This is a genomic window from Yersinia massiliensis CCUG 53443 (genome assembly GCF_000312485.1).
GTDB classification, from domain to species: Bacteria; Pseudomonadota; Gammaproteobacteria; order Enterobacterales; family Enterobacteriaceae; genus Yersinia; species Yersinia massiliensis.
This window is the reverse complement of sequence record NZ_HE997646.1, coordinates 221,530-247,647: the sequence shown is the minus strand read 5'-3', so window position 1 is coordinate 247,647 and position 26,118 is coordinate 221,530. Positions and strand designations below refer to the sequence as shown.

Genomic DNA, 26,118 nt, shown 5'->3' with positions numbered 1-26,118 from the left:
CACGGACGGAAAAAGCAAATTACGTTCTCGAAAAAAGAGAAAGGCTATTATGGAATATCTACAAAATTAACCCTTGGTAGATTTGCCATCGCAATGTTCTCTTTTATTGATTATTATTGCTGGCTATCTATAATAAATTTTTGATACGTATCATTGGAAATAATTGGCATGAGTAAATGTTATACTATAAATGATAATATTTCATTTTACCCAGAAAGTGGTACCCTCTTATCCTCTTTGGGTGGTGCTCGCATTAAACTCAACGTGCCAACAGCACAATTACTAGAGGCGTTTGTTAATAGAGTTGGAGTGATAATATCGCAAAGTGATTTGTATTTAATTGCTTGGGGTGATAATGGTGTGAATGTCACACCGAATACTCTGTATCAAAACATTTCATTATTACGTAAAGCATTGCAAGATATCGGGTTGTCTGGTGAAACCATCACGACTGTAAGAGGAAAAGGGTTTATCTTTACCGTCACTAAAGTTGCAGAATGCGAAGTTGAGATTGACCCTGCCCCTGAAGAAGATGAAGTTATTGTCGAGAATATTGCTCCTCAGCAACAAGATAAAAAAATAGCAACCAAAAATAAATATAATATAGTATTGCTATCCGCATCTGTTTTGATTTTATTTGGTGCTGTATTTTATTTTATCCATAAAAGTATTCCTAAGCGTATAATCGACTACCCTAAAAACTTCACATTTTTATCAAAAATTGATGGGTGCAGTATATTCACCAGCACTGATTTACATAACTTGGAAAGTCAGGAAAAATTAATACGTTTCTAAGTGAGCAATCATTAGAATGTAATACTTACCCTTATATTTACTTAAACTATACAATAAGACATCCTACAATATCAGTCATTTCTTGCGAGTTTGAAGTTAATTATAGTAAGAAGAATAATTGTAGAACTGAAATATTCGTCAATCATGGTGGTTTTAATGAAATTAAATACTAAATATATATTGCTGATTTTCATATCAGTCATCATGATTGTTTCCGCTATTGCCTATGCTTATTTTTTAGCGGATAATAACAATAAAAAACTAAATTGCCATGGTGTGCATTATACGTACAGTAAAAATTTCAACATCAAGTCCAATGTTGAAATAAATCTATATAGTAAAACTGGTTATATGATAATAAATGGAATTGTTACTAACAATAACATACCCTATCAATTAACTAGGAAGACACTATTTAATATCTCTGATATTGATAATAAAACGGTTCTGACTTTTACTGGCATTGAGATTAGTCTTTCAGACGAAGTGAGCCGAACTGACCTTGAGCAGATGCTACCTAGTTTTATGTCTCAAGTAGGGAGTAATCTCTTGATTTCTATTTATAGAATTAACAATAATAATTATATTATCGAGTCTAATAATGTGGCAAGTTTTCTATGTAATAAGGATTAGTTTATTGGGTTTTCTGCTTAAATGGCGGCATGGCTTCGACAATTTAACTTAGAGATATTTAAGGGTTTTTTATTACAACCTATATCATTATTATTTGTTTTCATGGTCATGTTCGTTACTTTGAATATTAACCTAGTCTTAACTGGGTTAAATTCTGCTCAACAAAAAACCATCTTTCTCCCACAGTTTTAGTGAAATCCCCACACAAAAAAATTAAATAATTATTTTATATTTCAATGAGTTATGTTTTTTCTTGTGACACTTTGATATGAACCTCTCTGCATAACTTCATTAATTAATTTTTATTAAGACCTTATGATTTATATTATTTTTTTGCTTATGTTTTAATTGCTGCCCTAATTTTTTAATTCAAGTTAAGAGTACATTTCTATGCGCTGCATGATAACGATATCTGACCATGATAATTTTTTTTCATATGGGTTGTATCATTTGTTTAAGAGCCGCCTTAAAGTATGCTTATTGGTTAAGACTACGAGCCTTGGTAATGAAAGTGATGATGGCTTTATCACTATATCCCTTTGTGAGAATGTCAGCGTTACTCTTGAAATTAGAGACAAAAAACATATGGCAAAAGAGCTGTCTTCGGAAGTTGTCATTTTTAGAAATGACAGTGTTAATCAATTAATTCGTAAAGTTGAATATACAATCGCTAATATGCTAAAGCATGGTCACGGGCATGATGTTATCTGTAATGATCGTGGAGTTATTAAATTAACGTCAACTCAAATAAAAATTTGCGAATTTTTTTATAATGGTATTACCACTAAGACGGCTTCTCTTTTGCTGAATCTAAGTGAGAAAACCATTAGTACTCATAAACGAAATGTCATGAGGAAGATAAACGTCATTAATAATCAAGGGCTATATCTTTGGATTGAAAAAAATAAAATTCACTATTTTTAAATAGACGTAAAAATAAATTAATTTAAGATGATAAGGTTTTGCTTTGATGAACGATATTGCTCTTGTGAATAAAATTTATTTCATACTGAAATGATACTGTCTATCTTGTTTGTCTATTTCATTTCATTTTTTTTGCTAAAAATTAGATACTATAAAAATGATGTTATTAATTGTAATGCGAATCTGACCATTCATAGGAAAGAATTAGGACTAATAACAAAACTTATGGTCGAATTTTCTATGAATAATAAAAATGGAATTATCTATATTGATGGCGTTGTTTATAAAAATAATGAAAAAATAGGCACGATAAGTCGTAGAACCTTTTTTGATGTAACAGCGATTAATGATGATTTGTTATTAACATCGAAGAGGAACTGGGTGAGTGAAACTAATAATGTTAATGAATCCTTATTTTCAGATCTGATGTTATCGAGGTTTTATTTAGTTGATGACTATCCGATGGCTGCTTTCTTCACTAAAAATCGTAACGGAAGTTATTATATTTCGACTAAAACCATGCCCTATGTGTACTGCTCTAAGGTTTTAGGAGATCGCGAGAGTTAGCCTTTTAGCAATAGTGGCCTATTAGCATACTGAGGATATTATTACTGGTCAGCCTCCTGCCAGTAACCCGTCAACGCGAACCATGCATTCCGGCATACTGATTATGTCCTCTGGAGGAGAGCGCCATGTGCAAGCTCCATTATCTGTTAATTGTCTTTATGCTGTTTATTGGGGTTAGAGAACCTGAAAAGATATCAGTCATAAAGCTGGGCTATCTCAGGTAGCTGACTTCAACACATAACCCCAATTGATGGAATTAACTGTCATGTTTCAAACATATTCGGACTGTTATTCTGCATTGTCTGTATTGAAGAATACAATTAAGAAAGAAGTTAAGCGCATTATAAATCAATATGTTACAAGTTTATTTTTATTGAAGGTAAACCTGAAGAGTCTTAACTCCACCTTAATTAGACTAAATCATTAAATTTTTAGCTCCCTCTAGGACACACTCAAATCCTTAATCAACGTGTCACTAGAGGAATAAATACATGCGTACAACACTGTTAACTTTATCACCTGCCGCTTTGTTATTGTTGGCTTCGACTGGGACGGCCTTTGCAGCAGAATCTGGTCGTAATGCCATGATAACGATAGAGGCTAGCATCGTAAGTGCTACCTGTGATGTCTCGGTCACTGATCGATTGAATTTGAATAACCACTCCGCAGGCATTTTCACTGCCGCTAATACTTTTATTGATACGACAGCACAAAACTTTGATGTGAGACTGATGAATTGTGGGACACCATTAGCGGAGAATGATACTGCGAGCTTGCTTATTTCGGGTTCCACATTGAGTGGCGGCGATAGCAATATCTTTAACAGAGATAATAGTTCTAATGTTGGTGTCATGATCAAACATAACGGTACAGGCAATATCCTACAAAGTGGGGAGTCTATTCTTGTCGGTACTGCGGGTGACCCGCCGGGAGCTGGAGATTTCGAAAAATCGATTTCTTTAAGTGCCGCGTTAGCTAGCAATACCACTAATAAGGCAGAGATCGAAAATACAACGATTAGTGCGCCAATTACATTTAGCTTCGTTTATAACTAACCATTTCTGATGGCAGGTGATGATAACTCCCTGCCATCAGGCAAGAGGAGTTTGAGTAATGAAATTTTTATTTCGCACACTGTCTTTAATATTTGTTGGTTTGACTGCCAGTCAAACCTCTCAGGCTGGCGGATTTGGTATTAGTGCCACTCGGTTGATTTACCCACAGGGTGCATCGAGTGTTTCACTGACTTTGCGTAATACGCAACCAGATGCTCCTTATTTGGTACAGACCACCGTCAGCGCTTCTATTGATGGAAACGGAGTCGCCCCTTTTTTGGTCACTCCTCCGTTATTTCGCCTCGAACCAAATAGTAGCAACCAAATTCGGATTTCTGCTAAAGGCGGGTCTTTGCCCAGTGATCGTGAATCGGTTTTCTATATTAATGCTCGGGCTATACCCGGTAGCGTTGCAGGAGCAGGAGAAGATCAGCAACAAAGCGTTGGCGGTGAAATAAAACTGGGCGTTGCGAACATCATCAAGCTATTTTATCGCCCTGCTGGATTAGCCCCGACTGCCGCCAATGCCCATAAGAATTTACAATTTACCGCAGTGAAAGAGGGACTACAGGTTTATAACGCCTCACCCTATTTTATTAACTTTGCTGGCATCAGTTTTGCCGGAGAGGCGCTATCTTTGGCGAGCCCCGAAGCCAGTATGATTGCCCCTTTCAGTAGTCATATCTTCCCGACCAAAGTTAAACAAGGGGAGATCCGTTGGCGGGTGATCAACGATCTTGGAGGTATCGATGCCTTTACTAAAGTGGTGCCGTAATGCGGGTTCTGCGAGCCTCTTCATCGGCGTAGTCGCTATGCCGGTACAAGCTGCTGAAACAGTGGATTTCCGTGCCACCATTGTTCCTGGAACTTGCGAAATTAAGCTAGATCAAGAGGTTTTGCATTTGGGGAGTGTCCAAACAAGCTCGTTGTTATCGGGAGCCGTGGCTGCATCCAATACTTTCTCTCTGGAAGTACAAAATTGTAGCGGGACGGCACCTAGTAGCCAAAAGCCTGTTATCCAGGTCACTGGAAATGGTGATGGTAATGATGGTAAATGGCTGTTTCGTGACGCTGACTCAGACGCTCAAGGGGTTGGTGTGCTGCTAACTCAAAACATGAATACCGTTAGCCATGGTGACAAGCTCCAATTTCAAGGAATAGTTCCGCCAGCCACAGGAGCCGCTATGGCATTTTCCGCAGGGGTATCCTGTATTGATTCGGGGGGCTGTAACCCAACCACCGGTAAGCTCATTGCTCGAGTTACCTTCAATTTTCTTTACGATTAAGAGCGCATTATGATTCGAGCCTTTCGTTTCCGAGGCCTGCAACTTATTAGTTGCTTACTCCTTAGCCTCTGGGGAAATATCGCTTTTGCTGCTGATGGCGGAATAAGCCTTGGACAAACGCGGGTCGTATTTAATGAAACTGATCGAGCGCGCACTGTTCTGGTTAAGAATGATGGCGATAAAACTTATTTAATTCAGTCTCTGGTTCAACTGGGTCCAGATAATAAGCAAGCAGCACCATTTATCGTAACACCACCATTATTTCGGCTGGAGCCTAATAGCCGTAATTTGCTGCGTATTATACGCCAGAATGAAGGAACATTATCGCAGCAAAATGAATCGGTATTTTATTTATCTGTTCTGGCGATTCCTGCTCAAGCCTCTGAGTTAACAGAGCAGGCTCAGTTATCAATGGGAGTTCGTTTTTTGATTAAGCTGTTCTATCGCCCCGATGGGTTGAATATGACCCCGGAAGACGCTTATTGCAAATTACAATTTACCCAAGTCGCTGAGGGTATCCGTGTAGAAAATCCTACACCTTATTATTTAACGTTGGGGCAATTGAATATTAATCATCGCGCCGTTAGTTTCGAGAAGCACCCAGCAATGATTGCCCCTCACAGTAATCAAGTTTATCCAGCTATTTCACCATTGGTAATGGCTGACTGGCGAATGATTACCGATCACGGGATCCTCTCGTCGAAATGCGAATATTTACCGCCATAATTTCTGGAGAGTAAATGAAAAGTTTCTGGACTCGCCTGTCATTAATAATGATCGGGAGCTTACTGATGCTCAATAGTTTATCGGTGAGCGCAAATCAGGCTGAACTTAAAGGTATTTCCTTTTATGTGATGCGGGTTATTTACCCAGACAATGCCAGTCAGGGTGTTGCATTAACCGTCTATAACAAAAGTGATCAGCCTTTTTTAATGCAATCTTGGATTCGGAATATGGATCCTCAAACTGGCGGCGTTGCACCGCAGGGCAAAGTTGTTACTCCGATGCCCTTTATTGTCACTCCGCCGCTGCAACGACTAGAGCCTAATAGTGATTTGACCTTGCGTATTCGGCGTACCGGAGGGGAGCTAGCACAGGATCGGGAGTCAGTATTTTATATTGCTACCAAGGCTATCCCATCGACACCTGCGAATATGGCGCAAAACGGCGGTCAATTAACGTTAGCTGTTGTCAGTAATCTTAAACTCTTTTACCGCCCGTCCAGCCTGCCGGACAGTGGGGTGGCAGGTGCTGCCTCACAATTACGCTTCCATCTGGAAGGTAATACGCTGGTTGCTGAAAACCCAACGCCGTTTTGGTTGACATTTTCTCGGTTAAAAGTTGGTAACTATTTGTTTGATAACGCGGCTATGCGTCTGATGGTTCCACCAAAAGGACAGCAACGCTATAACTTGCCTGCGGGTACAAAGGGGCCAGTTGAGTGGCAATTGCTTGATGAGTCAGCATGGAGTACGCCGTTACAACAACAAAAATCACTTACTGGCTCATCTCGATATTGATAGCCAGTTTACCGACAAACTTATTTTAACTGCTGGTTAATTATATGTTTTTAATTCCAATTTTGTGTATTGGCAAAACAGATAAACCAGGTTGAGCTAAATATTATGAAACGGCACGTTAATGGGATAAAAATTTCACCCATATTTACGGGTGCGATATTACTTACGTCTGTTCTGCCTGCTTGGGGCCGGGATTATTTTGATGCCGGGCTGCTAATGCTTGATCAAGAGCAGTCTGAAAAAGTGGATTTAACTCAGTTTGAGGCTGCCGATCAGGTGCCTGAAGGGGCCTATCTGGTGACGATATTTATTAATCAGATTGAGCACGGTGAGCAAACAATCACTTTCCAAAAAGGCTCTCGGAATAAGGTTGAGCCACTCCTCACACCTGCGTTACTGAATGAGTTAGGTGTGAATACCAGTGCACTGCCGACATTCTCAAATTTACCAGTGGATAAGCCTGTGGAGGATTTGCCCGCCCTGATTCCTCATGCACAGGTGCAATTTTCGCTGGCTAAGTTGCGGCTGGATATCAGTATCCCCCAAGTCGCAATGCAGCCAAATAGTAGCAATCAGGTTGACCCCTCATTGTGGAATCAAGGTATTCCGGCATTTTTACTGAATTATAACTTGAACGGCAGCCGCAGCCGACGTTCTTCTCAATCAGACTTGGGAACATCAGAGCAAACAAGCCTCTTTGCCAACTTACGGGCGGGATTGAACTTTGATGCCTGGCGTTTACGCAGCCTGATTACCCATAGCCGGAATACGACGAATGGCGATAATCGTGCGGGTGAAAGTACGCAGGACACCCAGTTCATCAATAGTTACCTGCAGCGGGATATCCAGCCCTGGCATTCTGAAATATTGGCAGGTGAAAGCAGCAGTGGCGGGGATGTTTTTGACAGCATTCCGTTCCGTGGCGTCAAACTTAACTCAACCGAAGAGATGTTGCCCAACAATCTGCGTGGCTTTGCTCCGGTTATCTCTGGTGTTGCACAAAGTAATGCGAGGGTAACCGTGAGGCAGAATGGCAACATTGTGTATCAAACCTATGTTGCACCAGGCCCGTTTACGCTAAATGACTTGGGGCAGAGTGGTTCTTCAGGTGATTTGACGGTAACGATAACGGAAGCTGATGGCTCCGTTCGCACCCAGACTGTCGCCTATTCAACACTGCCGGTAATGTTACGTCCTGGAGCATTTAAGTATGAGCTGACCGGTGGGAAATATAATGGCAGTACCACTGTCGGTTCTCAGGAGTCAACCTTTGGACTCGGCACTCTGGTTTATGGCTTGCCCTATAATCTCACGCTGTACGGTGGTGGACTGGTTGCGGATGATTACTTCTCAAGCGTAGTGGGGAGCGGGCTGTCTTTAGGGAACTTTGGCGCATTGTCTGCGGATATCACTCAGTCGAACGCTAAGCTGAAGGACGTGGATGATCGGCAAAAAGGGGAGTCGTATCGGTTGCGCTATGCCAAAAATATTGCCAGTACCGGCACATCAATTGATGTCGCGACAATGCGTTACTCAACCCGTAATTATTACAGTTTTTCCGATGTTAACAGCAATGGCTACCAATTACGCGACGATCAGTTGCCCTGGTCACAAGACCGTAAGCGCAATAGTTACCAGTTACGTTTGTCTCAGAATATGGGGGACTTCGGGTCGCTATATGTCTCTGGGATGCGGGATAACTATTGGGACAACGGTAAGGTCAATAACAACCTTACTGCGGGCTATAGCAACAGCTATCACGGGGTGACTTACGGCATGAATTACAGTATTGACCGCATTAAAGGGGACAATAGCTGGCCGGAAAACAGGCAGTTATCCATGAACGTTCAAGTACCATTAAGTTTGTTGAGTGGCTCATCATTGGCTAACCGTAGCTTCGCCAGTTATCAGATGACAAATAACAACCAAGGTAGTGTTCAGAATCAGGCGGGTATTAACGGAACATCGATGGATGACCGTCTTTCTTACAATGTGACACAAGGCTGGTCTAACGACGGCAGCAGTGACATGGGGTCTGTGAATACTGGTTACCGTGGCAGCAAGGGCATGGCGAATATGGGATATAGCTATGGTAGTGGCTACCGCGCGGTGAATATGAATGCTAGCGGCGGGGTGGTGGCACATGCCGACGGAGTCACTTTGAGCCAACCTTTGGGTGATACCGTTGCATTAGTCAGTGCGCCAGGTGCCAGAGGAAGTAAGTTGATGAGCGGTAATAATCAGGTGGACAGTCGTGGTTATGCGGTTGTGCCTTATCTCTCAAATTATCAGCGCAATAATATTAGCTTGGATCCGGCAACCCTACCTGAGGGGGTTGACATAACGCAGTCAAGCCAAAATCTCTATCCAACTAAAGGTGCAGTGGTTAAGGCTAACTTTGCAACACGCGTCGGTTATCAAGTATTAGTTACTTTGAGTAAAAGTAGCGGATTAATACCTTTTGGTGCCGTGGTTTCCGTCGAAGGGATCGCGGGTGAAGAGCCGAATACCAGCATTGTTGGTGATGCTGGGCAGGTCTATCTCAGCGGGCTACCAGAAAGTGGTCGTCTAAAAGTGAAGTGGGGAGGGGATACTAGCCAGCAATGCAATGTAGCGTTCAGTTTGGCGAACACCCCTGCCCCATCAGCGGCTAATCCGATACGTCATTTGCCATTACGTTGTGAGGTTTAACATGTTGAGCACCGAGAATTCACCCAATAGAGGGGTAAACACAGTGACAGATAAAATAAGCACCACTGGTTTTACGCGGTTACGAATAGGGCTTGGTCTGCTGTTATTGGGCGTTATTATGCCATTAAAGGCAGCTATCATTGAGATTGGTAGTGGTAGCCAACAATGGGCAGGCCCAACCTTTAATCAGAGTATTTCCGCCAGTGTTGGTGACTACCTTATTATGCTTAATCCAAATTACGGTTTTGTTGCCATCACGGGAGCAGGGATTCCTGAAACCTTGGGTTGCGTTAATAACTCCGCCCTAGGTGATGTTGGTGGAATACAAGGGTATAAGATTGCCCAAGGAATTTTTTTGGTACCGCAGGCATCTTTCACTATGACTTATCAGTTAAATGGTGGCTCATCAGAAACCATGAGTGGAACTTTTGGTAATTCGGGCGTTCAGGGGATAATTTCTGGATCTGGAAATGCGGCTGCAACGCCGCGAAATTCTGCCTGGTGTTTATCACCCCGGGGATCCGAGGTATCACCTTTTTTCGAGGAATATAGCGTCCGCAATGGAACAATAACGGGCCATTGGGTCATTATCACCGATGGGACCCAGCAAGATGGAATATACCCCATTCCTGATATGTATTTTAGTAGCAGTGCATTATCGAGTGCTACGAAGGATAGTATTCTTACTGGCCATCAGGTTAAAGTTTCCACACGGCAATGCTCGATCAGTATTAATAAGTCGATCAACTTTGGCGAAGTAGAACATAATTCGACTTTGGGGGCTGAACTAGAACTAGTGAAGGATAATCTGGTGGTGGGATGCACCCAAAATAGCGCGAATCCTGCCGCTAATATTAATATAAAATTTCAGGCTAATTCAGGGCTTTATGGCAGTGAAGCAACCCGTTTGTCTCTCAATGAGGGAGGAGGGTATATCACAGGTGAAATAACGGGAGTGACAGGCGTTGGAACATGTAATCTCACGCAAGGTCTGAAGTTTAATGGTGAACCATTGAAATTAGGTTCAATCAATGCGGGTGAATCTAGTGAAACTTTCTCAAATGAACTCATTTGGCGACTATGTTCCGGTGGCGACACATTACCTGTTGGTAATGTTACTGCCTCGGCAACTGCCGATATTATCTTTAACTGATAGTCGAATAACTCTAGTGAACATATATTATTATATTTAATCTACAGTATTAAAAATATTCTAATTTATAGATAAATAAGCAAATAACTGGAGTGAACGCGTGTTGGGAACAGCATTTCAGTTGGATTCTACACATTGATGAATGTTGATTTAATCAATTAAAACAAAAGATTAACTCTTAATTAAGTTTGGTTAAGACTATGTTTCTTTCTTTTGAAAACAATTGATATTAAATTTATATCAGGTTTTAGATATCGGGAAATTGAGGCGCTAACAATGAGCGAAATTATTATGGATAGGAAGGTGAGACGATGTTTTTTATGTAAAGTTATTAATTCGGCCACCAGAGGTAAACTGATTTTAGGCATTGTACTTATTTTTATTGGTGCAATGGGAATGCTATTTGCCATTACTCAATAGTTTCTTCAAAAGCCCTGAACTGAATCGCTAAGGATTTAACTTATACCTCTGCGTTATTTAAGATGACTTAAAAGAGAGGTACCCATGAGCGGTATGGGATACAAGTTGGGGCGCATTGTGGGACTCGTACAGACTTTAGAGCTTGTTTGTAGGACTTCTCGCTGGCATTATTCTGATCAGGGATTAACGGATGTTAATCGCAACTATTTGATTTTATTTGACTCGGGGTGCCTGCCGCAAAAGCGGCTTGGCTGAGAAATACCCGTATAACCTGATCTGGATAATGCCAGCGTAGGGAAGTCACGGTACCCTAAGGTTCCGCCTTCTTGACCGCCGGTTAGGAGGAATATGAACGTTCAACCTGCCGCTTTTGCTTCACTCTCCGCTATTAACCCGTCGTCGTTCGTCTTGAGTATGGAGACATATTCATGAAGCGCATTAATGCACTGACCATTGCTGGAACAGATCCCAGTGGCGGCGCGGGTATTCAAGCTGACCTAAAAACCTTCTCGGCATTACAAGCGTATGGCACCAGTGTCATCACCGCTTTGGTGGCGCAAAATACCACTGGCGTGCAATCGGTTTATCCTATCGAACCGGCGTTTGTCGCGGCTCAACTGGATTCAGTACTAAACGATGTTCGCATCGATAGCGCCAAGATCGGCATGTTAGCCAATGCTGAAATCGTCGACATCGTTGCTGCGCAGTTACGCCGATATCCGATTGCGTTTGTGGTATTAGATACCGTTATGGTGGCGAAGAGTGGTGATCCGTTACTGGCCCCCGACGCGGTGGCCGCACTGCGCGAGCAATTGCTGCCACAGGTTGACTTGATTACGCCTAACTTGCCGGAAGCCGCGGCATTACTGAACTGCCAGCCAGCGAGCGATGAACAACAGATGCGTGAACAAGGGCGGGCATTATTAGCGTTGGGCTGCCAAAGCGTATTAATGAAAGGGGGGCATCTAAGTGGCGAAGATAGCCCCGATTGGCTATTTACCGCACAAGGTGAACAGCGCTTTGTCAGCCGTAGAGTCAACACTCGCCATACCCATGGCACAGGCTGCACCTTATCAGCAGCGCTCGCCGCATTACGTCCACGGTATGGGAATTGGGCTGAAACTGTCGAAGCAGCCAAAAGTTATCTGCAAGGGGCATTGGAGCAGGCTGATTCTCTAGAGGTGGGGAGTGGGGTGGGGCCGGTTCACCATTTTCATGAGTGGTGGTGATCCCCTTCGTCCTTGAAGCCGCAGGGTTGTTAGCTGCGCTCATGCGCCCGAATCACTGACTTGAGTCAGCTCATCGGGACTTATTCGCTGGCTGCCTACCTGCGACTCCAATGACTTTGGGGATAATTTTGTTTTAGAAGCCGCAGGGTTGTTAGCTGCGCTCATGCGCCCGAATCACTGACTGGAGTCAGCTCATCGGGACTTATTCGCTGGCTGGCCATCCGGTGGCAGCCAATGGATTACGCTAATAAATAACGCTGCATCATTGCAAACATCGCGATGGCGCGTTGTAGATGATGTGCATCAAAACGATTGAGCAGGTAACTGTCTGCACCTTTACGCGGGCGGATACACAGCAAGAATTTTGTATTACCTGCTTCATCGTTTATCAGATCAAACTGATAACTGCCGATGTCTTTTTCATCTTCACGCCAAGAAATCTGTATTGCAGGCAACGGATTAGCAGTGGTGGGTTGCCTAACAGCCAAGAAATACTCGCCAGCCCAAAAACCTGAATAATCCCCATCGGCCTGCAAAGATTTCGTGCGGAAAATTTTTGCGGCAGCTAACTGGCTAATCGCATCCGATGTTATTTCCTGCTGCGCTTGCTGCCAAAGCGGTGCACCGTTTTCTAGCTGCCAACAGGCAGCCCCGAGATAATCATTCAGATCGCGCCAATCAGCATCTAATTGCTCGCGCAGTGTTTCATCGAGGATATTACGGTATTGCTGCATACCGCTGGGCTCATCGCCCAATGTTTCGTAGGTAATCAGTTCCATGGTGCGTGGTTTGCGACGAAAACTCATCCACAACACCACTTTAGGAATGCGAAACTCAATCGACTGAATACTCAACCGGTAGCGATCGCTTTTATTCACCAGAAAACCGTTGGAGGTACCGCGCTTATTCTGATAATTTCGCACCACCACTACGTTGTTTAGCCCCATCCAACCAGAGATATAATGCTCATTGTCCGAGTTGGCGATATCCAGATCGAGGACCATCTGGATGATTTTATCGCTCTCAAGTTTGCTTAATGGATGGGCATCCGCAGCAGAGTAATAGAGCTTCTTGGGTGCTTCGGGTAACTCATAGGTTAACATGGTGCGGCCTTCTAATAATCATCTGGTTCATAGCTTAACTCAAGCTGTCATACAGATTATGGTATAACTGGAATTAGGATGAAAATTCGTGCTATGGATCAACTTTTCCCTCCATTGGTGGTCATAGACAGGCAAACACACTCTACACCTGCAAATCAGTAACACAGGGCGAGCATTCAATACCCTGACGAGTAGATAATCAGATCATAAGGATTTCGATAATGAAAGGTCGTAAAACCCGCCATTGTCTTGTTGCTGCGGCGATACTCAGTGTCCATTCCTGGGCCTTCGCGCAGCCAGTCAGTGCAACACCTGTTGTTTCCACTCAGCCTGATGTTTCCGTGCCACCGGCGATTAATTCAACTACGCCAGCCCCAGCTAAACCGCTGCCGACGACGGCAGATCTGTTGCAGCAACCTGTTTATAAGAATAGCTGGCAGAAAATGACCAAGAGCCAGAAAAATCTCCCAGCATGGGCGCGCAAAGGGGTAGGAACATCAGGGCCCTATGAGGTCATCCATTGGGAAGGGAAGCAGTATAAGGTCGGCAGAATTTGTAAACCTCATGACTGTAGCAACAATTTTATGTGGGTGGCATTTAGCCAGAATAAGAAGCAAGTCTGGCAAGCTTGGGGGATGCGAATCACGGTGGACAATAAACCACAAGCCATGGACAACCCCAGCCAGTTCGCGACTTATCAATGGTTGGGACACCCTGATGAGGGGATTCAGGCCATGCTGAAGAATCAGTTACAGCAAGATCCTAATTGGCGCTGATGTTGGCGAGAATAGATTACAAGATGCAGGTGAATAGCAAATCGCAGAAAAAAAACTAACTGCAGATGAATAGCAAGTAAATGCTATCCCTCTGCACCTTGAAAAGGGTCGGTATCAGCTAATGCCTGCCTGATGTAAATCATGCAGATTAATCGCGCCGACCAGTTTTCCTTCCAGATTAACCACTGGCGCAGCACTGATGTGATGCTGATGTAGTGCTTCCAGAGCCTCACCGGCACGCCATTGCTCGGGTAATCGGAAACCGGGCCGAGTAATGGCACCGGCTAACGGTTGTTGCAAGGTGCCACCTTTTACTAGCCAGCGGCGTAAGTCACCATCGGTGAACACCCCGACAACCCGTTGGTTATCATCGCAAACTGCCACAAGCCCCAGCCCAGTCCGGCTCAGTTCTAACATGGCCTCCATCACGCTGTCGGTTTCATTAACACTCGGCAGGCGATCACCCGTCCGCATCAAATGATGGACGCGGTTGAGTAAGCGCGCACCCAAGCTGCCCCCAGGATGCGAGCGAGCAAAATCTTCTGCGTTAAAGCCACGATAACGCATTAATGCCATCGCCAGCGCATCCCCCATCATCAGGGTATTGACCGCACTGGACGTTGGCGCTAATCCCATCGGGCAGGCTTCGTGCTCAACACTAATATCCAATACACAGGCAGCATTTAACGCTAATGGCGAGGCTTTACCGCCGGTGATGGCGATCACCGGAATGTGGCTGTCAGCCAGCAGCGGCAGAATCAAATCTAACTCTTTAGCTCGGCCAGAATAGGAGATGAAAATCAGCACATCTTGCGGGCCAATCATGCCTAAATCGCCGTGTAATGCTTCGGCGGGGTGAACGAAAAATGAGGGGGTGCCGGTACTGGCCAATGAAGCGGCAATTTTTTTGCCAATATGACCGGATTTACCGATACCCGAGACGATGGCTTTACCGCTACACGCCAGTAATAGCTCACAGGCACGGACAAAATTATCATCTAAGCGAGATAACAGGCGTTGTGCTTCGGTGAGCTCTATTTCCAGTGTTTCACGGGCATAGGTCAGTAATGGGTTAGTCATTTTTATCCACCAAAATGATATTGATGCCCATATCTTGCAGCGCCTGCAGATATTCAGCACTGATCCCTTTATCGGTAATCAGGGTATCAACGGCACTGAGCGGGCAAACGACATTGGGGCTTTTACGGCCAAATTTAGAGGAATCGACCAGTAGAATGATGTGGCTGGCGGCGCGGCACATTGCGGTGCTGACATGATAAACCTCGTTAAAGGTGGTCACACCGCCTTTTAAATCAACGCCATCGGCACCGATAAAGAGCTTATCGAAACTAAAATTATCAAATGCAGACTCGGCCAAACTACCATGAAAAGACGCCGATCCTTTACGATACGTGCCACCGGGCATCAGAATAGTTTGATCGTTATTCAACTCGACCAACTCATTGACGATATGCAGGCTGTTCGTCATCACCGTAATATTGTTGAATTTGGTCAGGTGCGGGACCATTTGTAACACGGTGCTCCCCGCATCAAAAACTAAACTGTCACCATCTTTGATGAGCTTACTGGCCGCTTGAGCGATTTGCTTTTTCTTGTCGGTATTAATATGGGTTTTACGATCAATCGGTTGTTCGACATCATCGCGGTTTAGCACTACCCCGCCATAGGTACGGATAACCGCCCCTTCTTTTTCAAGGCTGGTTAAATCCTTACGGATGGTCGTGCCGGTGGTTGAAAAGTGGGAGGCGAGTTCATCGACTGCCGTCTTGCCGTGTTGCTGGAGATATTCCAGTATTGCAACTTGCCGCTGCTTTGGTTTCATAGCGATTCCTGCTCAAGTATTTCCATTGCCTCTTTTTCAGGCACAACTTTCACATGAAAAAGAATAACTTTCATTATGAAAATATCATGATTTCGGTTTAATCGCTAACGATAGTGCAGTTTGGCATGCGGTATCCGTAGGGAAGATCACATTTGGGATTAAATCCTGTTGATGCAATCCGTGAAGATGCGTTAGTGGGCGTGGTCGAGCAAAAACACTGATACCCCGCATGATCATGCTGTCACGCACTCGCATATCTTCATCAAAAGCTAAAGCCATCACCACTCTCGGCTTAAAGCGTCCACCTGAGCGGCCTACCCCAACGGAGCGATTGTTTTGGCACAAGCGATCAAATGCGCGGTTGAACTGAGTGATTTGCCACCAACCGAGTAAAATTTGTAGAACCCAAGCGATGATGACAACGCTGATTAGTGCTGAAGTAGGTGTCATATTCTCTTTACTCTTCGCCCTTGACGCCGCAGCGGTGTTAGCTGCTCTCATTCACCCGAATCACTGACTGATGTCAGCTCATCGGGATTCATTCGTTTGCTGCCTTGCTGCAACGCCAATGGCTTTGAGTAATCCTTTGCCTTGACGCCGCAGCGGTGTTAGCTGCGCTTGTTGACCTGAATCACATTTTGAAATTCCCGAATCACCGGTGCGAGTCAGTGATTCGGGTTTCTCTTTTGCTACCTTAAAACATCACCTGCCCACCGGTAATATTGATGGATTGACCGGTGCAATAGCTGGCCTTATCACTGGCGTAAAACAGCAGGGTATTCAACACATCTTGATAATCACAACCCCGTTTTAGTGGCACTTTATCGGTATAGTACTTCTCAACTTCTTCTGGCTTAATGCCCAATTTGGCTGCGTACTGAGGTAAAAGTGACTGGAACATCGGCGATTTCAGCAAATTACCTAACATCAGTGAATGCACGGTAATACCGTAATCAGCCAAATCTAATGCTAAAGATTGCGTCAGACCCACACCGCCGAACTTCGCAGCACTGTAACCGGAGTTGTGTTTGCTGCCCACTTTACCTGATTTGGAATTGATTTGGATAATACGTCCTCCATGACCATCACGAATCATTAACCGAGAGAATTCACGAGCGCATAAGAAATAGCCCACTAAATTCACCTGCAATGAACGGTCGAAATCACCCAGCGGGAAATCAGTGATCGGCGCGGCTTTCGCGATACCTGCACTGTAGACTAACAAATCGCTCCGATGGAAACTTTGATCCACCGCTTTTGCCAGCATCTCTACGCTGCTTTCATTGGTTGCATCAACCTGAAAACCACGGGCGCTATCAGCACCATACTCTGCATTAATCTGTTCGGCGACCAACTGAGCGTTATCAGAATTTAAATCTGCCACCGCGACTTTATAACCCGCTTCGGCAAGACCGTGGCACAAAAAAGCGCCCAGAGTTTGTCCACCACCAATCACTACTGCTACTTGTTGTGACATATACACCTCCACATTTACCCGCGGTTCTTGACGCTGCAGCAGTGTTAGCCGCAGCGTCAATGGCGTTGGGTATAAATTAATAAATCAATTAACGAATAAATTTCAGTGAGCTGCCGATAGGAATATCACTGGGTGTCGGGCCGTTCACATGAATGGAACCGGGAAACTCAGGTTGTTCATCTCCGTTGAAACGGATGGTGACATGACCCAATTCGCGTAAATTTTGGGTCGCAACCTCGCCAACCGCCGTGATGACATAGCGCTGTTGTGCCAGTTCCATAATGTTGCCTGCCTGTAATTCCCCATCAGTGGTGCTGTGCTGGTGGATAAAACAGAACTCTTCAATATCTTTAGGTGCCCCTTCGCGGAAGGTGATGAGCATGTCATCAAGCAGCGCCTCGCGGGCGCTGTCGCCGATATTGGTAATGGTTGTCTGATAAATAGTATTCATACGTACATCCTTAACCGTTGAATTTTTTACAGAAATCTTTACGTTACGGTTTTACCGATTCGATAAATCTGGCTGACATAGCACCTGTTACTGATAGATAAAGGCGGACACAGCCCAAGCAATTAACACTGTTGGTGCACCGGTCAGGAAGCGGCCAACTAATACGGATGGCACACCAACCCGCACCGTATCTTGCTTCGCTTCAGCCAATGACAGACCCACAGGGATGAAGTCACATGCCGCTTGAGCATTTATCGCAAACAACGCGGGTAGGGCTAATTGTGGTGGGATATTCCCCAAACCAATTTGTACCCCAACCAATACGCCGATAACTTGTGCAATAACGGCCCCTGGGCCTAAGAACGGTGACAACAGTGGGAAGGAACAAATCAGTGCCAAGAGCACGAGCCCTATTGGACTACTGGCCAATGGCGTGAGGCCGTGGGCAATAAAATCACCCAAACCAGATGCCATAATGATGCCGATTAATGCCGATACGAAGGCCATAAATGGCAGGATAGTTTTCAATACGGTGTCAATGGTGTCGCGACCTGACTGGAAGAACACCGCCACAACAGACCCCATCCCCATCCCAACTTTTGCCAACAAACCATCACTTTGTTCAGTGATTTTTTTGCTGGTGTCGTAATCACGTCCTGCTTTGGCTGCCGCGTTATCTACAGCTTTTGGTGCTGGTGCAGTGATGGTTTCTGCTGGCGCAACAGTGGGTGATGCTTGGCCTTGTCCACTGATTTTCTGGATATTCTTTTCACGGACACCGGAAACATAAATATCTTCCAGTATGTACTGCGCCATCGGTCCGGATTGGCCGGTTGAATGGATGTTGACTGTTGGAATACGGCGTTTTGGATACAAACCGCAGCGTAGAGTGCCGCCACAGTCAATGATCGCAACCGCAATTTCTTCCGCTGGCGGTTCACCTTCTTTGAATCCATCCACCGCTTCCCAGCCGGTCAGTTCACTAATACGGTCGATAATCGCTGGGCGAGTCCCTGCGGTGATATAAACAATTTTTTTACCGGGGACGATGGCCAACTCTAATGGGCCACCCCAACCGCCTTCGCCTTTTTCAATCCGGATAAATTCACTCATGATCTGCTCCACACAGTATGTATTTAATTTACATATTAAAGTTGTACGTTACGGTCCAGACTGATGCCCATTTTGCGTTCGAAAATGGTGGTCGTCAGGTCAGTTACCCAGCCACGGAAGAAGTTGGTGAACAACCCGACCAAGAAGTAACTCACGGCTAGTGGACCCAGCGGTAAGCCCAATGTGGTTAAGCCACTGGCAATACCTAAGAAGACGAATAACTCACCTGGGTTGATGTGTGGGAACAGACCATTCATAGAGTGGCAACTGTACGAAGCGGCTGCGTAATAACTTGGTTTGTATTTCTCTGGCATAAAGCGCCCGAGACTTAAGGTCATCGGGTTACAAAAAACGAAAGTCCCGATTAATGGCAACAGCAGGTAACGAGAAATAGGATTCCCCGCGCAGCGCTGTGCCAAACGTTCGATCCTATCCTGACCAACAAATTTGATCAGGGCATTCATGATGACTAACAAACTGATCAGTAAAGGTAAAATCCCGGTGACCATACCAACAAAAACTTCTCCCCCTTTCTGAAAGAGTCCGATAAACCACTCGGCTCCATGGGTTATAAGTTCAATCATTCTATTTCTCCTGTAATCGAGGTTATGGCTGTTTTTTATAAACCTTTGTTATAAGGTTTTGTTATGAAAAGAAATTTTAGAGACCACATGCTAGAATGGTTTTCAAAATACTGAAGTATTAAAGCGAACCTCAGAATCTTGTCTATCGCCATGCAACTACCTTAATCATTTTTTAGATCTATTTATTGCATATAGATCACACTTTGAAAGATAAATCTTTCAAAGTGAATATTAAAAATAAAAGAAAATTGATTTGAAATGAAAGGTATTGGATAGGGATGCGCGAAATGTACCTAAATGAAATCAGGTTATTGTGAGGTTTTGTTGGCGGTGTGGGGAGGCAAAATTGAAATAAATCATGGGCTAACCGGCGTTAACCCACAAAGATATCACTAGCCGAGCAGTTCGCAATTTGGCGGAAGGCGGCACTGAATAGCATTGGGAAGGATTTCGATGCGGAAATGCTTACCTGACAAGGGTTCACCATCCAAATTAAAGATAATGTCGTGAGGTGCAGTGATTTCTAACCACGGCAGGGTGGCTTCAACAATGTTTTTGTTTTTCTCACCACTAAAGACACTCGTCAGTAAAGCAGGCAGTAACTCTTCGGCCGTCAGCAGGCGTAATTGCAGTTGGCCATCATTAATCAGTGCTGTGGGGCAAAGAGGCTGCCCACCCCCCGCTTGTCTACCATTGCCTATCCCTATCACCAATGCATCACCCGCCCAATCGAAGTCAGGCCCATGAATTTCGCAGCTATCGGCTTTTATGGCGTCCATACGCATCAGACCATGGATAAAATACGAAGCCCCGCCTAGCACGGCTTTGAGTTTCTCGGGTGTTTCCGTGGTGATACGAGTGCCAAAACCTCCCGTCGCCATATTGATGAAATAGTGTTCGTCATTGACTTGCGCGATATCAATAGCAACGGCGCGGCCTTTGACGGCCAATTGCATTGCGTTGTCGATTTGCAGCGGAATATTGCAGCTAGTGGCAAAATCGTTGGCGGTGCCCAGCGGCACAATCCCCAAATTAGGCCGATCGGTGATGGGGATTGCCATCAATGCAGTGGCGACTTCATTAATCGTCCCATCGCCACCACCGGCAATCAGGGTATCAACCTCCAGTGTTATGGCCTCTTTGACATAACGTTTCGCATCACCTTGCTCCCAAGTGACCCGCACATGAAGCGTTACGCCTTCCTCACGCAGGTTTTTAACTGCCTGCCGAACATCAAGATTACCTGATTCTTTACCGTTTAAGATGAGAAGGGCGCAGGGTGTTGAGGTCATAACTTGCTCCATATCATTTCTGTTATCGCGTTAAATTCTGTTATCGCACTAAAGTATATACCCTTCATCTATGAAGTCTCGGGCTTGTTAGCCGTGATCACTTTTCTCTGACTCGTGTACAAGCGGTCTACTTTTGACCGCTATGGCTATATCCGATTATTTCAAGAATAATTGAAAATATTAATGATTGTTAGGATTAAAATGAATGGGTTTTATTCTTTCTAGAATATTTAGCTAACTGGAATAATTATTATTTGAAGTCAGACTATTCTTGTAAACGCCATTTTTTATTATTAGTTAATCGCTTAACGCAGATGATTAATAATGAGGTTAGCGATAAAGTCGTTTGGAATCAGCGGGATGGAAAACAAAAAGAAAAGGCCAGCCCAAGGGAGATTGGGCTAGCCAAGGAGGTGGTTCCTAGTCTTGTTTTAAATCTTTTTTAGTTCTTGATTGTACTCGAGCTATACTACCTCGATGATATTATAATTGATGTGATCTGATTCTAATATTTGCTAAAAATGCCATCTTAGCGATGGCATTATTTTTTATTAGTCTACGTTACGCTTTTTCATGGGGATTACGGCTATTTGTTCCGTTCAGATTCCGGATCAACAAGCCATATTCCACATTAATATCGGCGGGGATCGGCAAATACATGATATGCCCATTACCTGGCGCGATCTCCGCAGACTGGCCTTTTTTATCCTGCATGCTGTCGAGGATAAACTGGATATTGCCGCTTGGTGTCATCAGTTCAACGCTGTCACCGACCGAAAATTTGTTTTTGACGGCGACTTCAGCCAAGCCATCACGGCGTACACCGGTAAACTCGCCGACAAACTGTTGGCTTTCAGAAACAGAATAGCCGTAGTCATAGGTTTGTTGATCTTCATGCACGTGGCGGCGTAAGAAACCTTCGGTGTAGCCTCGATGAGCCAGACCTTCCAGCGTGGTCAATAATGTTGGATCGAAAGGTTTGCCCGCAACAGCATCATCAATCGCGCGGCGGTAAACTTGCGCGGTACGGGCGCAATAGTAGAACGATTTAGTCCGGCCCTCAATTTTCAGCGAATGCACACCTAATTGCGTTAGGCGTTCCACATGTTGAATCGCCCGCAAATCTTTTGAGTTCATGATGTACGTGCCGTGCTCATCTTCTGAGGCCGTCATATACTCGCCGGGACGCTGGGCCTCTTCTATCATAAAGACTTTATCGGTCGGTGCGCCGATACCCAATGTAGGTTCGACATTCTTCACCGCAATGGGCTGGTGGATGTGCACGATGTTACCGATTTCGTCTTCTTTGCCTTCTTGAACGTTATATTCCCAACGGCAAGCATTGGTGCATGTTCCCTGATTCGGATCGCGCTTATTGATATAACCCGATAGCAGGCAACGGCCAGAATAGGCCATGCATAACGCACCGTGGACAAAGATTTCCAGTTCCATTTCGGGGACTTGCGCGCGGATTTCAGCGATCTCTTCCAGCGATAACTCACGGGAGAGGATCACGCGAGTCAGGCCCATCTGTTGCCAGAACTTGACGGTCGCCCAGTTGACGGCGTTAGCCTGCACGGACAAATGAATGTCCATCTCAGGGAAGGCTTCGCGCACCAGCATAATCAAGCCGGGATCCGACATAATCAGCGCATCTGGTCCCATATCAATCACGGGTTTCAAATCACGTAAAAAAGTTTTCAGTTTGGAATTGTGGGGGGCAATATTCACCACCACGTAGAAGCGTTTGCCTAGCGCATGTGCTTCTTGGATCCCTAATGCCAGATTTTCGTGATTGAATTCATTATTGCGTACCCGCAGGCTATAACGCGGCTGGCCGGCATAAACAGCATCCGCCCCGTAAGCAAAGGCATAGCGCATGTTTTTGAGCGTACCGGCAGGGGACAATAATTCGGGTGTAAAAGGCTTATTTGATAATGGTGCAGATGACGACATAGTTGGCTCTCAGTCTGAGTTCAAGTCAGAACCACGCCCATAGGGGTGGCTAAAAGCCGAGGATTGTAACCTTGCCGCCCCTGAAAATCAGTCATCGCACAACTTTTGTCAGGTTTAAATGATTTAGATCAATTTGGCAAAATTTTAGCGGCATTAAGTGTGAGTACCATCTTCATTGTGAGCAGAATATTGCTCATATTTTGACTGAATCTCTTTTTATGAGTATTATTTTGCACATAGTAGTGCCTTTTCCTTTTATTTGAGCGAAATTTTGCTCATGAGGTGTTTGTGGCGAAATTAACGATACAGATTTTTAATAACGGCATCTGGCATGATGCCGCCGAACTGATTTTTACCGACCTTGCGCGTGGAAGACAAGGGCCAGCGGTACTAGGTTATGACGGTGACTATGCTATTGAGTGGATGTATCGTGATGATGAGTTCAGTTGCAGCATAAATTTACCCATTGAACTCGCTCACACTTATTCGTCTAAGCATTGGTTTACCTTTATTGATGACATTATGCCTGCTGGCGCAAGCCGCCGCTATTGGGTTAATCAGTTAGGGTTGCAATCAATGTCTGCCAGTGAGCAAGACTATATTTTGCTTAAAAATGGAACTATTGCACCTGTAGGCAATATGCGAATAAAAGAAGCATTGCCTGAATTGCCCCCTAATAGCCAATTAAAAAATATCCGTTTTACGCTGCAAGATGTGATAGAGCGTGACTCATCGTTTCTAGAATACGCGCAACAAATGGGGGCTGCGGCTGGTGGCGCGACAGGTGCGGGGGGAGAGGCACCGAAACTGCTGTTATGCTGTTCAAGATCGGATGAAATATGGATAGATACGTTTCAAAATGACATCGATAACCAAGATACTCATTATTTGGTTAAATTTCCGAGAGGAAAACGGACCTCTATTGATTGCGATATTTTACGAGCCGAATATTATTTTTATCAGGAATTAGCCAGTGTCGGTATTAATACAATCGATACTGAAAAGATGAGATTACTTGAAGGAGAACGATATCCTTCTTTATGGCTACCTCGGTTTGATATTGATTTTATTGAAAATAATCGGGTGCAGTATGGGCTTGAGTCAATTTACTCAGTCATGAATGCTGCTCCAGGCAGTCACTTAAATCATTTCGACGTTATCCGAGCTTTGGTTCGGAAATTAGCGTCCCAATATCGAGTTAAAGAATTAGGTCACCCTTTAAATACAGAAGCGCTCGTGACTGAAATGGTCCAACGAGATTTATTGAATGTTGCTTTTGGGAACCCTGATAATCACGGGCGCAATACGGCATTAATTAAGCGGCCTGAAGGTATGTGGCTGTCACCCATTTATGATTTCGCCCCCATGAAAGCTGATCCTGAGGGTATTGCTAGAGTGACTCAGTGGGGTTCACCCTATGAAGAAGGTGGGAACTTTAACTGGAAAGCGATTATTACCGAATTATCTGATCTGGCAGATCCCAATCATGTTTTTTATGAATTCCAACAAACAGCCCAAAAGCTAATGGGCTTAAAATCACGTTTAAAAATGCGAGGTGTGCCGGATAGCATTCTCAATATGCCCGGAATGGCATTTGACTATTTGGATGAAAAATTACAGCGGTGGGCACAGCTATGAAAGTAAAACTTTCGCCTTTAGAACGTGAAGCCTTGTTGCTGGAATTGCTAGGTCAATTCTTTGGTGAGCAAATATCAGCAGGTGAGTTACTGCGCCGGTTGAGAAAAGATATGCTGAATATGACTCAGGATGAGTTCTCAACTCTCGTTAAGATTAGCCGGCGTACTTTATCTGATATTGAAACAGATAAAGGGAGCCAGACGTTGTCTGTTCTTGGGAAAGTCTTCCGGCCATTTGGTTTGAAAATAGGTTTGTTACCGCGTAATCAGCAGGTATTAAAGAAAATGCTGGAGAATGAGTTTTCAGCACTTTCGTCAGAGGATCAGAGCTTGAAATAAAATGCGCGGTCATTCGCCCCGCGCATTGTGTTGCGTAAAAGATTTAAGCAACAGATTTAGGGACAAGTATCGGAAAAAACTATCGAAAATAAAAATTACAGTGTCAGATCTTTAATGGTGGTGGTCGGGCCGTTTTTCATCACAGAGGCCATGCCATTTTTGGCGGCCGTATCGGAACTGTAGGATTCGCTAACACCAATAACCTGATGGTTCTTTGCTTTCAAAACGAAATAAGGCTCGTTTTTGGCGTTATGCTTAAACTCGTATTGGCTTTCTAATGGGGAGTTACTCTGCACTGATGCAATGCCGTTTTCCGCTGAGGCTTTACTGGCATACATCTCACTGGTGAGAATAATTTCGCCATTACTGGCTTTCAGATTGAAATGGTATTGCCCGTTCTTTGCTTTTTTAATCTCATAATGACCAATGGCCATAGTCGCTACTCCTGTTGGTTGTGATGACTCTAATGAGTGTAGTCAACGTTGACCGAAAGTCAGGTCAATACGTCCAGCACGCCCAACATAAAGCAGATTGGCTAAAGACGAAATTACAGTAAACGACAGATCTCTGCTTCCCAGCGATACCCCATACCATACACCGCACGGATGAAAGGCTTCTCGCCATCGAGGGATTCCAGCTTGCGCCGCAGATTTTTGATATGGCTGTCGATGGTCCGGTCTGTCACCACACGGTAATCGTCATACAGGTTATTCAGCAGTTGTTCACGGCTAAATACGTGGCCCGGTTGCGTTGCCAGTATTTTTAGCAGGCGGAACTCCGCAGGGGTCAGCTCCAATAAGTGACCCTGATAACTGGCTTGAAAGCGAGATTCGTCGATCAGTAGTGGTGCGGTCTCACTGGGTTGTTCGTGTTGCGGATGGCAGCGGCGCAGAATGGTTTTGACCCGCGCGACCACTTCCCGTGGGCTGTAGGGCTTACAAATATAGTCATCGGCACCGATCTCTAGCCCCAACAGACGGTCTATTTCTTCGGTTTTCGCGGTCACCATCATGATGGGTACATCGGAGAAACGGCGAATCTCTCGGCAAATGGTGATGCCATCACTGCCCGGCAGCATTAAGTCCAGCAAGATAATGGCCGGTGGGGCTTGGCGCACGGCGGATACCACCTCTGCGCCGTTGGTGATCCACTGGGTGCTATAGCCCGCAGCTTGCAGATAGTCGACCAATAATTGGCCGAGTTTGGGCTCATCTTCAACAATCATTACAGAGCCAGACTGGCTGGCAGACTGAAGTGGCTCGTGCGTCACAATG

27 protein-coding genes and 1 riboswitch are annotated in these 26,118 nt (G+C 44.7%); of the genes, 15 read left to right on the top strand and 12 right to left on the bottom strand.

From position 1 onward, the window contains the following. The first annotated feature begins 168 nt into the window (after positions 1–168). The 12 genes from BN68_RS23010 to thiD all read left to right on the top strand — a co-directional run bounded on the left by BN68_RS23010 (position 169) and on the right by thiD (position 12,273). Positions 169–795, top strand: a complete 627-nt coding sequence (locus BN68_RS23010) for a winged helix-turn-helix domain-containing protein (protein ID WP_019212156.1) — start codon at positions 169–171, stop codon at positions 793–795. A 156-nt stretch (positions 796–951) separates the two neighbouring features. Further along, positions 952–1,428 carry a hypothetical protein gene (locus BN68_RS15870; protein WP_019212155.1) on the top strand — a complete coding sequence of 159 codons (477 nt, stop codon included), beginning with the start codon at positions 952–954 and terminating at the stop codon, positions 1,426–1,428. Positions 1,429–1,818: 390 nt separating this feature from the next. Beyond that, complete coding sequence (locus tag BN68_RS15865) at positions 1,819–2,352, top strand: helix-turn-helix transcriptional regulator (protein WP_019212153.1); 534 nt, start codon at positions 1,819–1,821, stop codon at positions 2,350–2,352. 240 nt (positions 2,353–2,592) lie between these two features. Further along, a complete protein-coding gene (locus BN68_RS15860; RefSeq protein ID WP_145494149.1) occupies positions 2,593–2,919 on the top strand; it encodes a hypothetical protein in 327 nt (108 codons plus the stop codon). Between the two features lie 491 nt (positions 2,920–3,410). Further along, the gene (locus BN68_RS15855; RefSeq protein WP_019212150.1) at positions 3,411–3,974 is read left to right on the top strand and encodes a type 1 fimbrial protein; all 564 of its coding nucleotides are present in this window, start codon (positions 3,411–3,413) and stop codon (positions 3,972–3,974) included. A 58-nt stretch (positions 3,975–4,032) separates the two neighbouring features. Continuing rightward, a complete protein-coding gene (locus BN68_RS15850) occupies positions 4,033–4,749 on the top strand; it encodes a fimbrial biogenesis chaperone (RefSeq protein WP_019212149.1) in 717 nt (238 codons plus the stop codon). Then, complete coding sequence (locus BN68_RS15845) at positions 4,724–5,260, top strand: fimbrial protein (protein ID WP_019212148.1); 537 nt, start codon at positions 4,724–4,726, stop codon at positions 5,258–5,260. The genes BN68_RS15850 and BN68_RS15845 overlap by 26 nt, the downstream gene beginning before the upstream one ends. 9 nt (positions 5,261–5,269) lie before the next feature. Beyond that, positions 5,270–5,986 carry a fimbrial biogenesis chaperone gene (locus tag BN68_RS15840; protein WP_019212147.1) on the top strand — a complete coding sequence of 239 codons (717 nt, stop codon included), beginning with the start codon at positions 5,270–5,272 and terminating at the stop codon, positions 5,984–5,986. 14 nt (positions 5,987–6,000) lie between these two features. After that, entirely contained in the window at positions 6,001–6,780 is a 780-nt protein-coding gene (locus tag BN68_RS15835) for a fimbrial biogenesis chaperone (protein WP_019212146.1), read from the top strand. A gap of 105 nt (positions 6,781–6,885) precedes the next feature. Further along, a complete protein-coding gene (locus BN68_RS15830) occupies positions 6,886–9,471 on the top strand; it encodes a fimbria/pilus outer membrane usher protein (protein ID WP_019212145.1) in 2,586 nt (861 codons plus the stop codon). Positions 9,472–9,514: 43 nt separating this feature from the next. Next, positions 9,515–10,624 (top strand): hypothetical protein, encoded by a 1,110-nt coding sequence (locus BN68_RS15825; protein WP_019212144.1) that lies wholly within the window; start codon positions 9,515–9,517, stop codon positions 10,622–10,624. A 633-nt stretch (positions 10,625–11,257) separates the two neighbouring features. Further along, positions 11,258–11,359: riboswitch (TPP riboswitch) on the top strand. Between the two features lie 113 nt (positions 11,360–11,472). Further along, complete coding sequence (thiD, locus tag BN68_RS15820; RefSeq protein WP_019212142.1) at positions 11,473–12,273, top strand: bifunctional hydroxymethylpyrimidine kinase/phosphomethylpyrimidine kinase; 801 nt, start codon at positions 11,473–11,475, stop codon at positions 12,271–12,273. 239 nt (positions 12,274–12,512) lie between these two features. On the opposite strand, the gene BN68_RS15815 is transcribed toward thiD, so the two are convergent. After that, entirely contained in the window at positions 12,513–13,376 is an 864-nt protein-coding gene (locus BN68_RS15815; protein WP_019212141.1) for a hypothetical protein, read from the bottom strand. Between the two features lie 221 nt (positions 13,377–13,597). On the opposite strand from BN68_RS15815, the gene BN68_RS15810 reads away from it, so the two are divergent. Beyond that, positions 13,598–14,152, top strand: coding sequence for an inhibitor of vertebrate lysozyme family protein (locus BN68_RS15810; protein ID WP_019212140.1), 555 nt, complete (start codon positions 13,598–13,600; stop codon positions 14,150–14,152). Between the two features lie 114 nt (positions 14,153–14,266). Here the strand turns inward: BN68_RS15810 and gutQ are convergent, their stop codons facing one another. The 9 genes from gutQ to trhP all read right to left on the bottom strand — a co-directional run bounded on the left by gutQ (position 14,267) and on the right by trhP (position 22,868). After that, a complete protein-coding gene (gene gutQ / locus BN68_RS15805) occupies positions 14,267–15,232 on the bottom strand; it encodes an arabinose-5-phosphate isomerase GutQ (RefSeq protein ID WP_019212139.1) in 966 nt (321 codons plus the stop codon). Beyond that, a complete protein-coding gene (gene srlR / locus BN68_RS15800; RefSeq protein ID WP_019212138.1) occupies positions 15,225–15,995 on the bottom strand; it encodes a glucitol operon DNA-binding transcriptional repressor SrlR in 771 nt (256 codons plus the stop codon). Before srlR ends, gutQ begins: the two co-directional genes overlap by 8 nt. 84 nt (positions 15,996–16,079) lie before the next feature. Continuing rightward, complete coding sequence (gene gutM / locus BN68_RS15795; protein ID WP_019212137.1) at positions 16,080–16,445, bottom strand: transcriptional regulator GutM; 366 nt, start codon at positions 16,443–16,445, stop codon at positions 16,080–16,082. A 244-nt stretch (positions 16,446–16,689) separates the two neighbouring features. Further along, entirely contained in the window at positions 16,690–17,472 is a 783-nt protein-coding gene (gene srlD / locus BN68_RS15790; protein WP_019212136.1) for a sorbitol-6-phosphate dehydrogenase, read from the bottom strand. An 88-nt stretch (positions 17,473–17,560) separates the two neighbouring features. After that, the gene (gene srlB, locus BN68_RS15785) at positions 17,561–17,923 is read right to left on the bottom strand and encodes a PTS glucitol/sorbitol transporter subunit IIA (RefSeq protein ID WP_019212135.1); all 363 of its coding nucleotides are present in this window, start codon (positions 17,921–17,923) and stop codon (positions 17,561–17,563) included. Positions 17,924–18,010: 87 nt separating this feature from the next. Next, positions 18,011–19,036, bottom strand: a complete 1,026-nt coding sequence (gene srlE, locus BN68_RS15780) for a PTS glucitol/sorbitol transporter subunit IIB (protein WP_019212134.1) — start codon at positions 19,034–19,036, stop codon at positions 18,011–18,013. A gap of 35 nt (positions 19,037–19,071) precedes the next feature. Beyond that, the gene (gene srlA / locus BN68_RS15775; protein WP_019212133.1) at positions 19,072–19,620 is read right to left on the bottom strand and encodes a PTS glucitol/sorbitol transporter subunit IIC; all 549 of its coding nucleotides are present in this window, start codon (positions 19,618–19,620) and stop codon (positions 19,072–19,074) included. A 392-nt stretch (positions 19,621–20,012) separates the two neighbouring features. Further along, positions 20,013–20,912, bottom strand: a complete 900-nt coding sequence (gene yegS, locus BN68_RS15770; protein ID WP_042806861.1) for a lipid kinase YegS — start codon at positions 20,910–20,912, stop codon at positions 20,013–20,015. A gap of 561 nt (positions 20,913–21,473) precedes the next feature. Then, a complete protein-coding gene (gene trhP / locus BN68_RS15765; protein WP_019212131.1) occupies positions 21,474–22,868 on the bottom strand; it encodes a prephenate-dependent tRNA uridine(34) hydroxylase TrhP in 1,395 nt (464 codons plus the stop codon). Positions 22,869–23,156: 288 nt separating this feature from the next. On the opposite strand from trhP, the gene BN68_RS15760 reads away from it, so the two are divergent. Together BN68_RS15760 and BN68_RS15755 are read left to right on the top strand one after the other, a co-directional pair. Beyond that, complete coding sequence (locus BN68_RS15760; protein WP_019212130.1) at positions 23,157–24,506, top strand: type II toxin-antitoxin system HipA family toxin; 1,350 nt, start codon at positions 23,157–23,159, stop codon at positions 24,504–24,506. Then, the gene (locus tag BN68_RS15755; protein ID WP_019212129.1) at positions 24,503–24,844 is read left to right on the top strand and encodes a helix-turn-helix transcriptional regulator; all 342 of its coding nucleotides are present in this window, start codon (positions 24,503–24,505) and stop codon (positions 24,842–24,844) included. The genes BN68_RS15760 and BN68_RS15755 overlap by 4 nt, the downstream gene beginning before the upstream one ends. Before the next feature lie 95 nt (positions 24,845–24,939). Here BN68_RS15755 and BN68_RS15750 read toward each other — a convergent pair whose 3' ends face one another. Together BN68_RS15750 and baeR are read right to left on the bottom strand one after the other, a co-directional pair. Beyond that, positions 24,940–25,278 (bottom strand): YegP family protein, encoded by a 339-nt coding sequence (locus tag BN68_RS15750; RefSeq protein ID WP_019212128.1) that lies wholly within the window; start codon positions 25,276–25,278, stop codon positions 24,940–24,942. Positions 25,279–25,391: 113 nt separating this feature from the next. Next, positions 25,392–26,117, bottom strand: a complete 726-nt coding sequence (gene baeR, locus BN68_RS15745; RefSeq protein WP_042806859.1) for an envelope stress response regulator BaeR — start codon at positions 26,115–26,117, stop codon at positions 25,392–25,394. Position 26,118: the final 1 nt, after the last annotated feature.

Coding starts and splice junctions, on each gene's coding strand:
- BN68_RS15840 (WP_019212147.1), top strand. CDS start 5,270: ATGATTCGAGCCTTTCGTTTCCGAGGCCTGCAACTTATTAGTTGCTTA.
- gutQ (WP_019212139.1), bottom strand. CDS start 15,232: ATGACTAACCCATTACTGACCTATGCCCGTGAAACACTGGAAATAGAG.
- thiD (WP_019212142.1), top strand. CDS start 11,473: ATGAAGCGCATTAATGCACTGACCATTGCTGGAACAGATCCCAGTGGC.
- BN68_RS15865 (WP_019212153.1), top strand. CDS start 1,819: ATGCGCTGCATGATAACGATATCTGACCATGATAATTTTTTTTCATAT.
- gutM (WP_019212137.1), bottom strand. CDS start 16,445: ATGACACCTACTTCAGCACTAATCAGCGTTGTCATCATCGCTTGGGTT.
- BN68_RS15860 (WP_145494149.1), top strand. CDS start 2,593: ATGAATAATAAAAATGGAATTATCTATATTGATGGCGTTGTTTATAAA.
- BN68_RS23010 (WP_019212156.1), top strand. CDS start 169: ATGAGTAAATGTTATACTATAAATGATAATATTTCATTTTACCCAGAA.
- srlA (WP_019212133.1), bottom strand. CDS start 19,620: ATGATTGAACTTATAACCCATGGAGCCGAGTGGTTTATCGGACTCTTT.
- BN68_RS15845 (WP_019212148.1), top strand. CDS start 4,724: ATGCCTTTACTAAAGTGGTGCCGTAATGCGGGTTCTGCGAGCCTCTTC.
- BN68_RS15850 (WP_019212149.1), top strand. CDS start 4,033: ATGAAATTTTTATTTCGCACACTGTCTTTAATATTTGTTGGTTTGACT.
- BN68_RS15815 (WP_019212141.1), bottom strand. CDS start 13,376: ATGTTAACCTATGAGTTACCCGAAGCACCCAAGAAGCTCTATTACTCT.
- BN68_RS15855 (WP_019212150.1), top strand. CDS start 3,411: ATGCGTACAACACTGTTAACTTTATCACCTGCCGCTTTGTTATTGTTG.
- srlE (WP_019212134.1), bottom strand. CDS start 19,036: ATGAGTGAATTTATCCGGATTGAAAAAGGCGAAGGCGGTTGGGGTGGC.
- BN68_RS15810 (WP_019212140.1), top strand. CDS start 13,598: ATGAAAGGTCGTAAAACCCGCCATTGTCTTGTTGCTGCGGCGATACTC.
- srlB (WP_019212135.1), bottom strand. CDS start 17,923: ATGAATACTATTTATCAGACAACCATTACCAATATCGGCGACAGCGCC.
- BN68_RS15755 (WP_019212129.1), top strand. CDS start 24,503: ATGAAAGTAAAACTTTCGCCTTTAGAACGTGAAGCCTTGTTGCTGGAA.
- srlR (WP_019212138.1), bottom strand. CDS start 15,995: ATGAAACCAAAGCAGCGGCAAGTTGCAATACTGGAATATCTCCAGCAA.
- BN68_RS15750 (WP_019212128.1), bottom strand. CDS start 25,278: ATGGCCATTGGTCATTATGAGATTAAAAAAGCAAAGAACGGGCAATAC.
- trhP (WP_019212131.1), bottom strand. CDS start 22,868: ATGTCGTCATCTGCACCATTATCAAATAAGCCTTTTACACCCGAATTA.
- BN68_RS15870 (WP_019212155.1), top strand. CDS start 952: ATGAAATTAAATACTAAATATATATTGCTGATTTTCATATCAGTCATC.
- BN68_RS15830 (WP_019212145.1), top strand. CDS start 6,886: ATGAAACGGCACGTTAATGGGATAAAAATTTCACCCATATTTACGGGT.
- BN68_RS15835 (WP_019212146.1), top strand. CDS start 6,001: ATGAAAAGTTTCTGGACTCGCCTGTCATTAATAATGATCGGGAGCTTA.
- yegS (WP_042806861.1), bottom strand. CDS start 20,912: ATGACCTCAACACCCTGCGCCCTTCTCATCTTAAACGGTAAAGAATCA.
- srlD (WP_019212136.1), bottom strand. CDS start 17,472: ATGTCACAACAAGTAGCAGTAGTGATTGGTGGTGGACAAACTCTGGGC.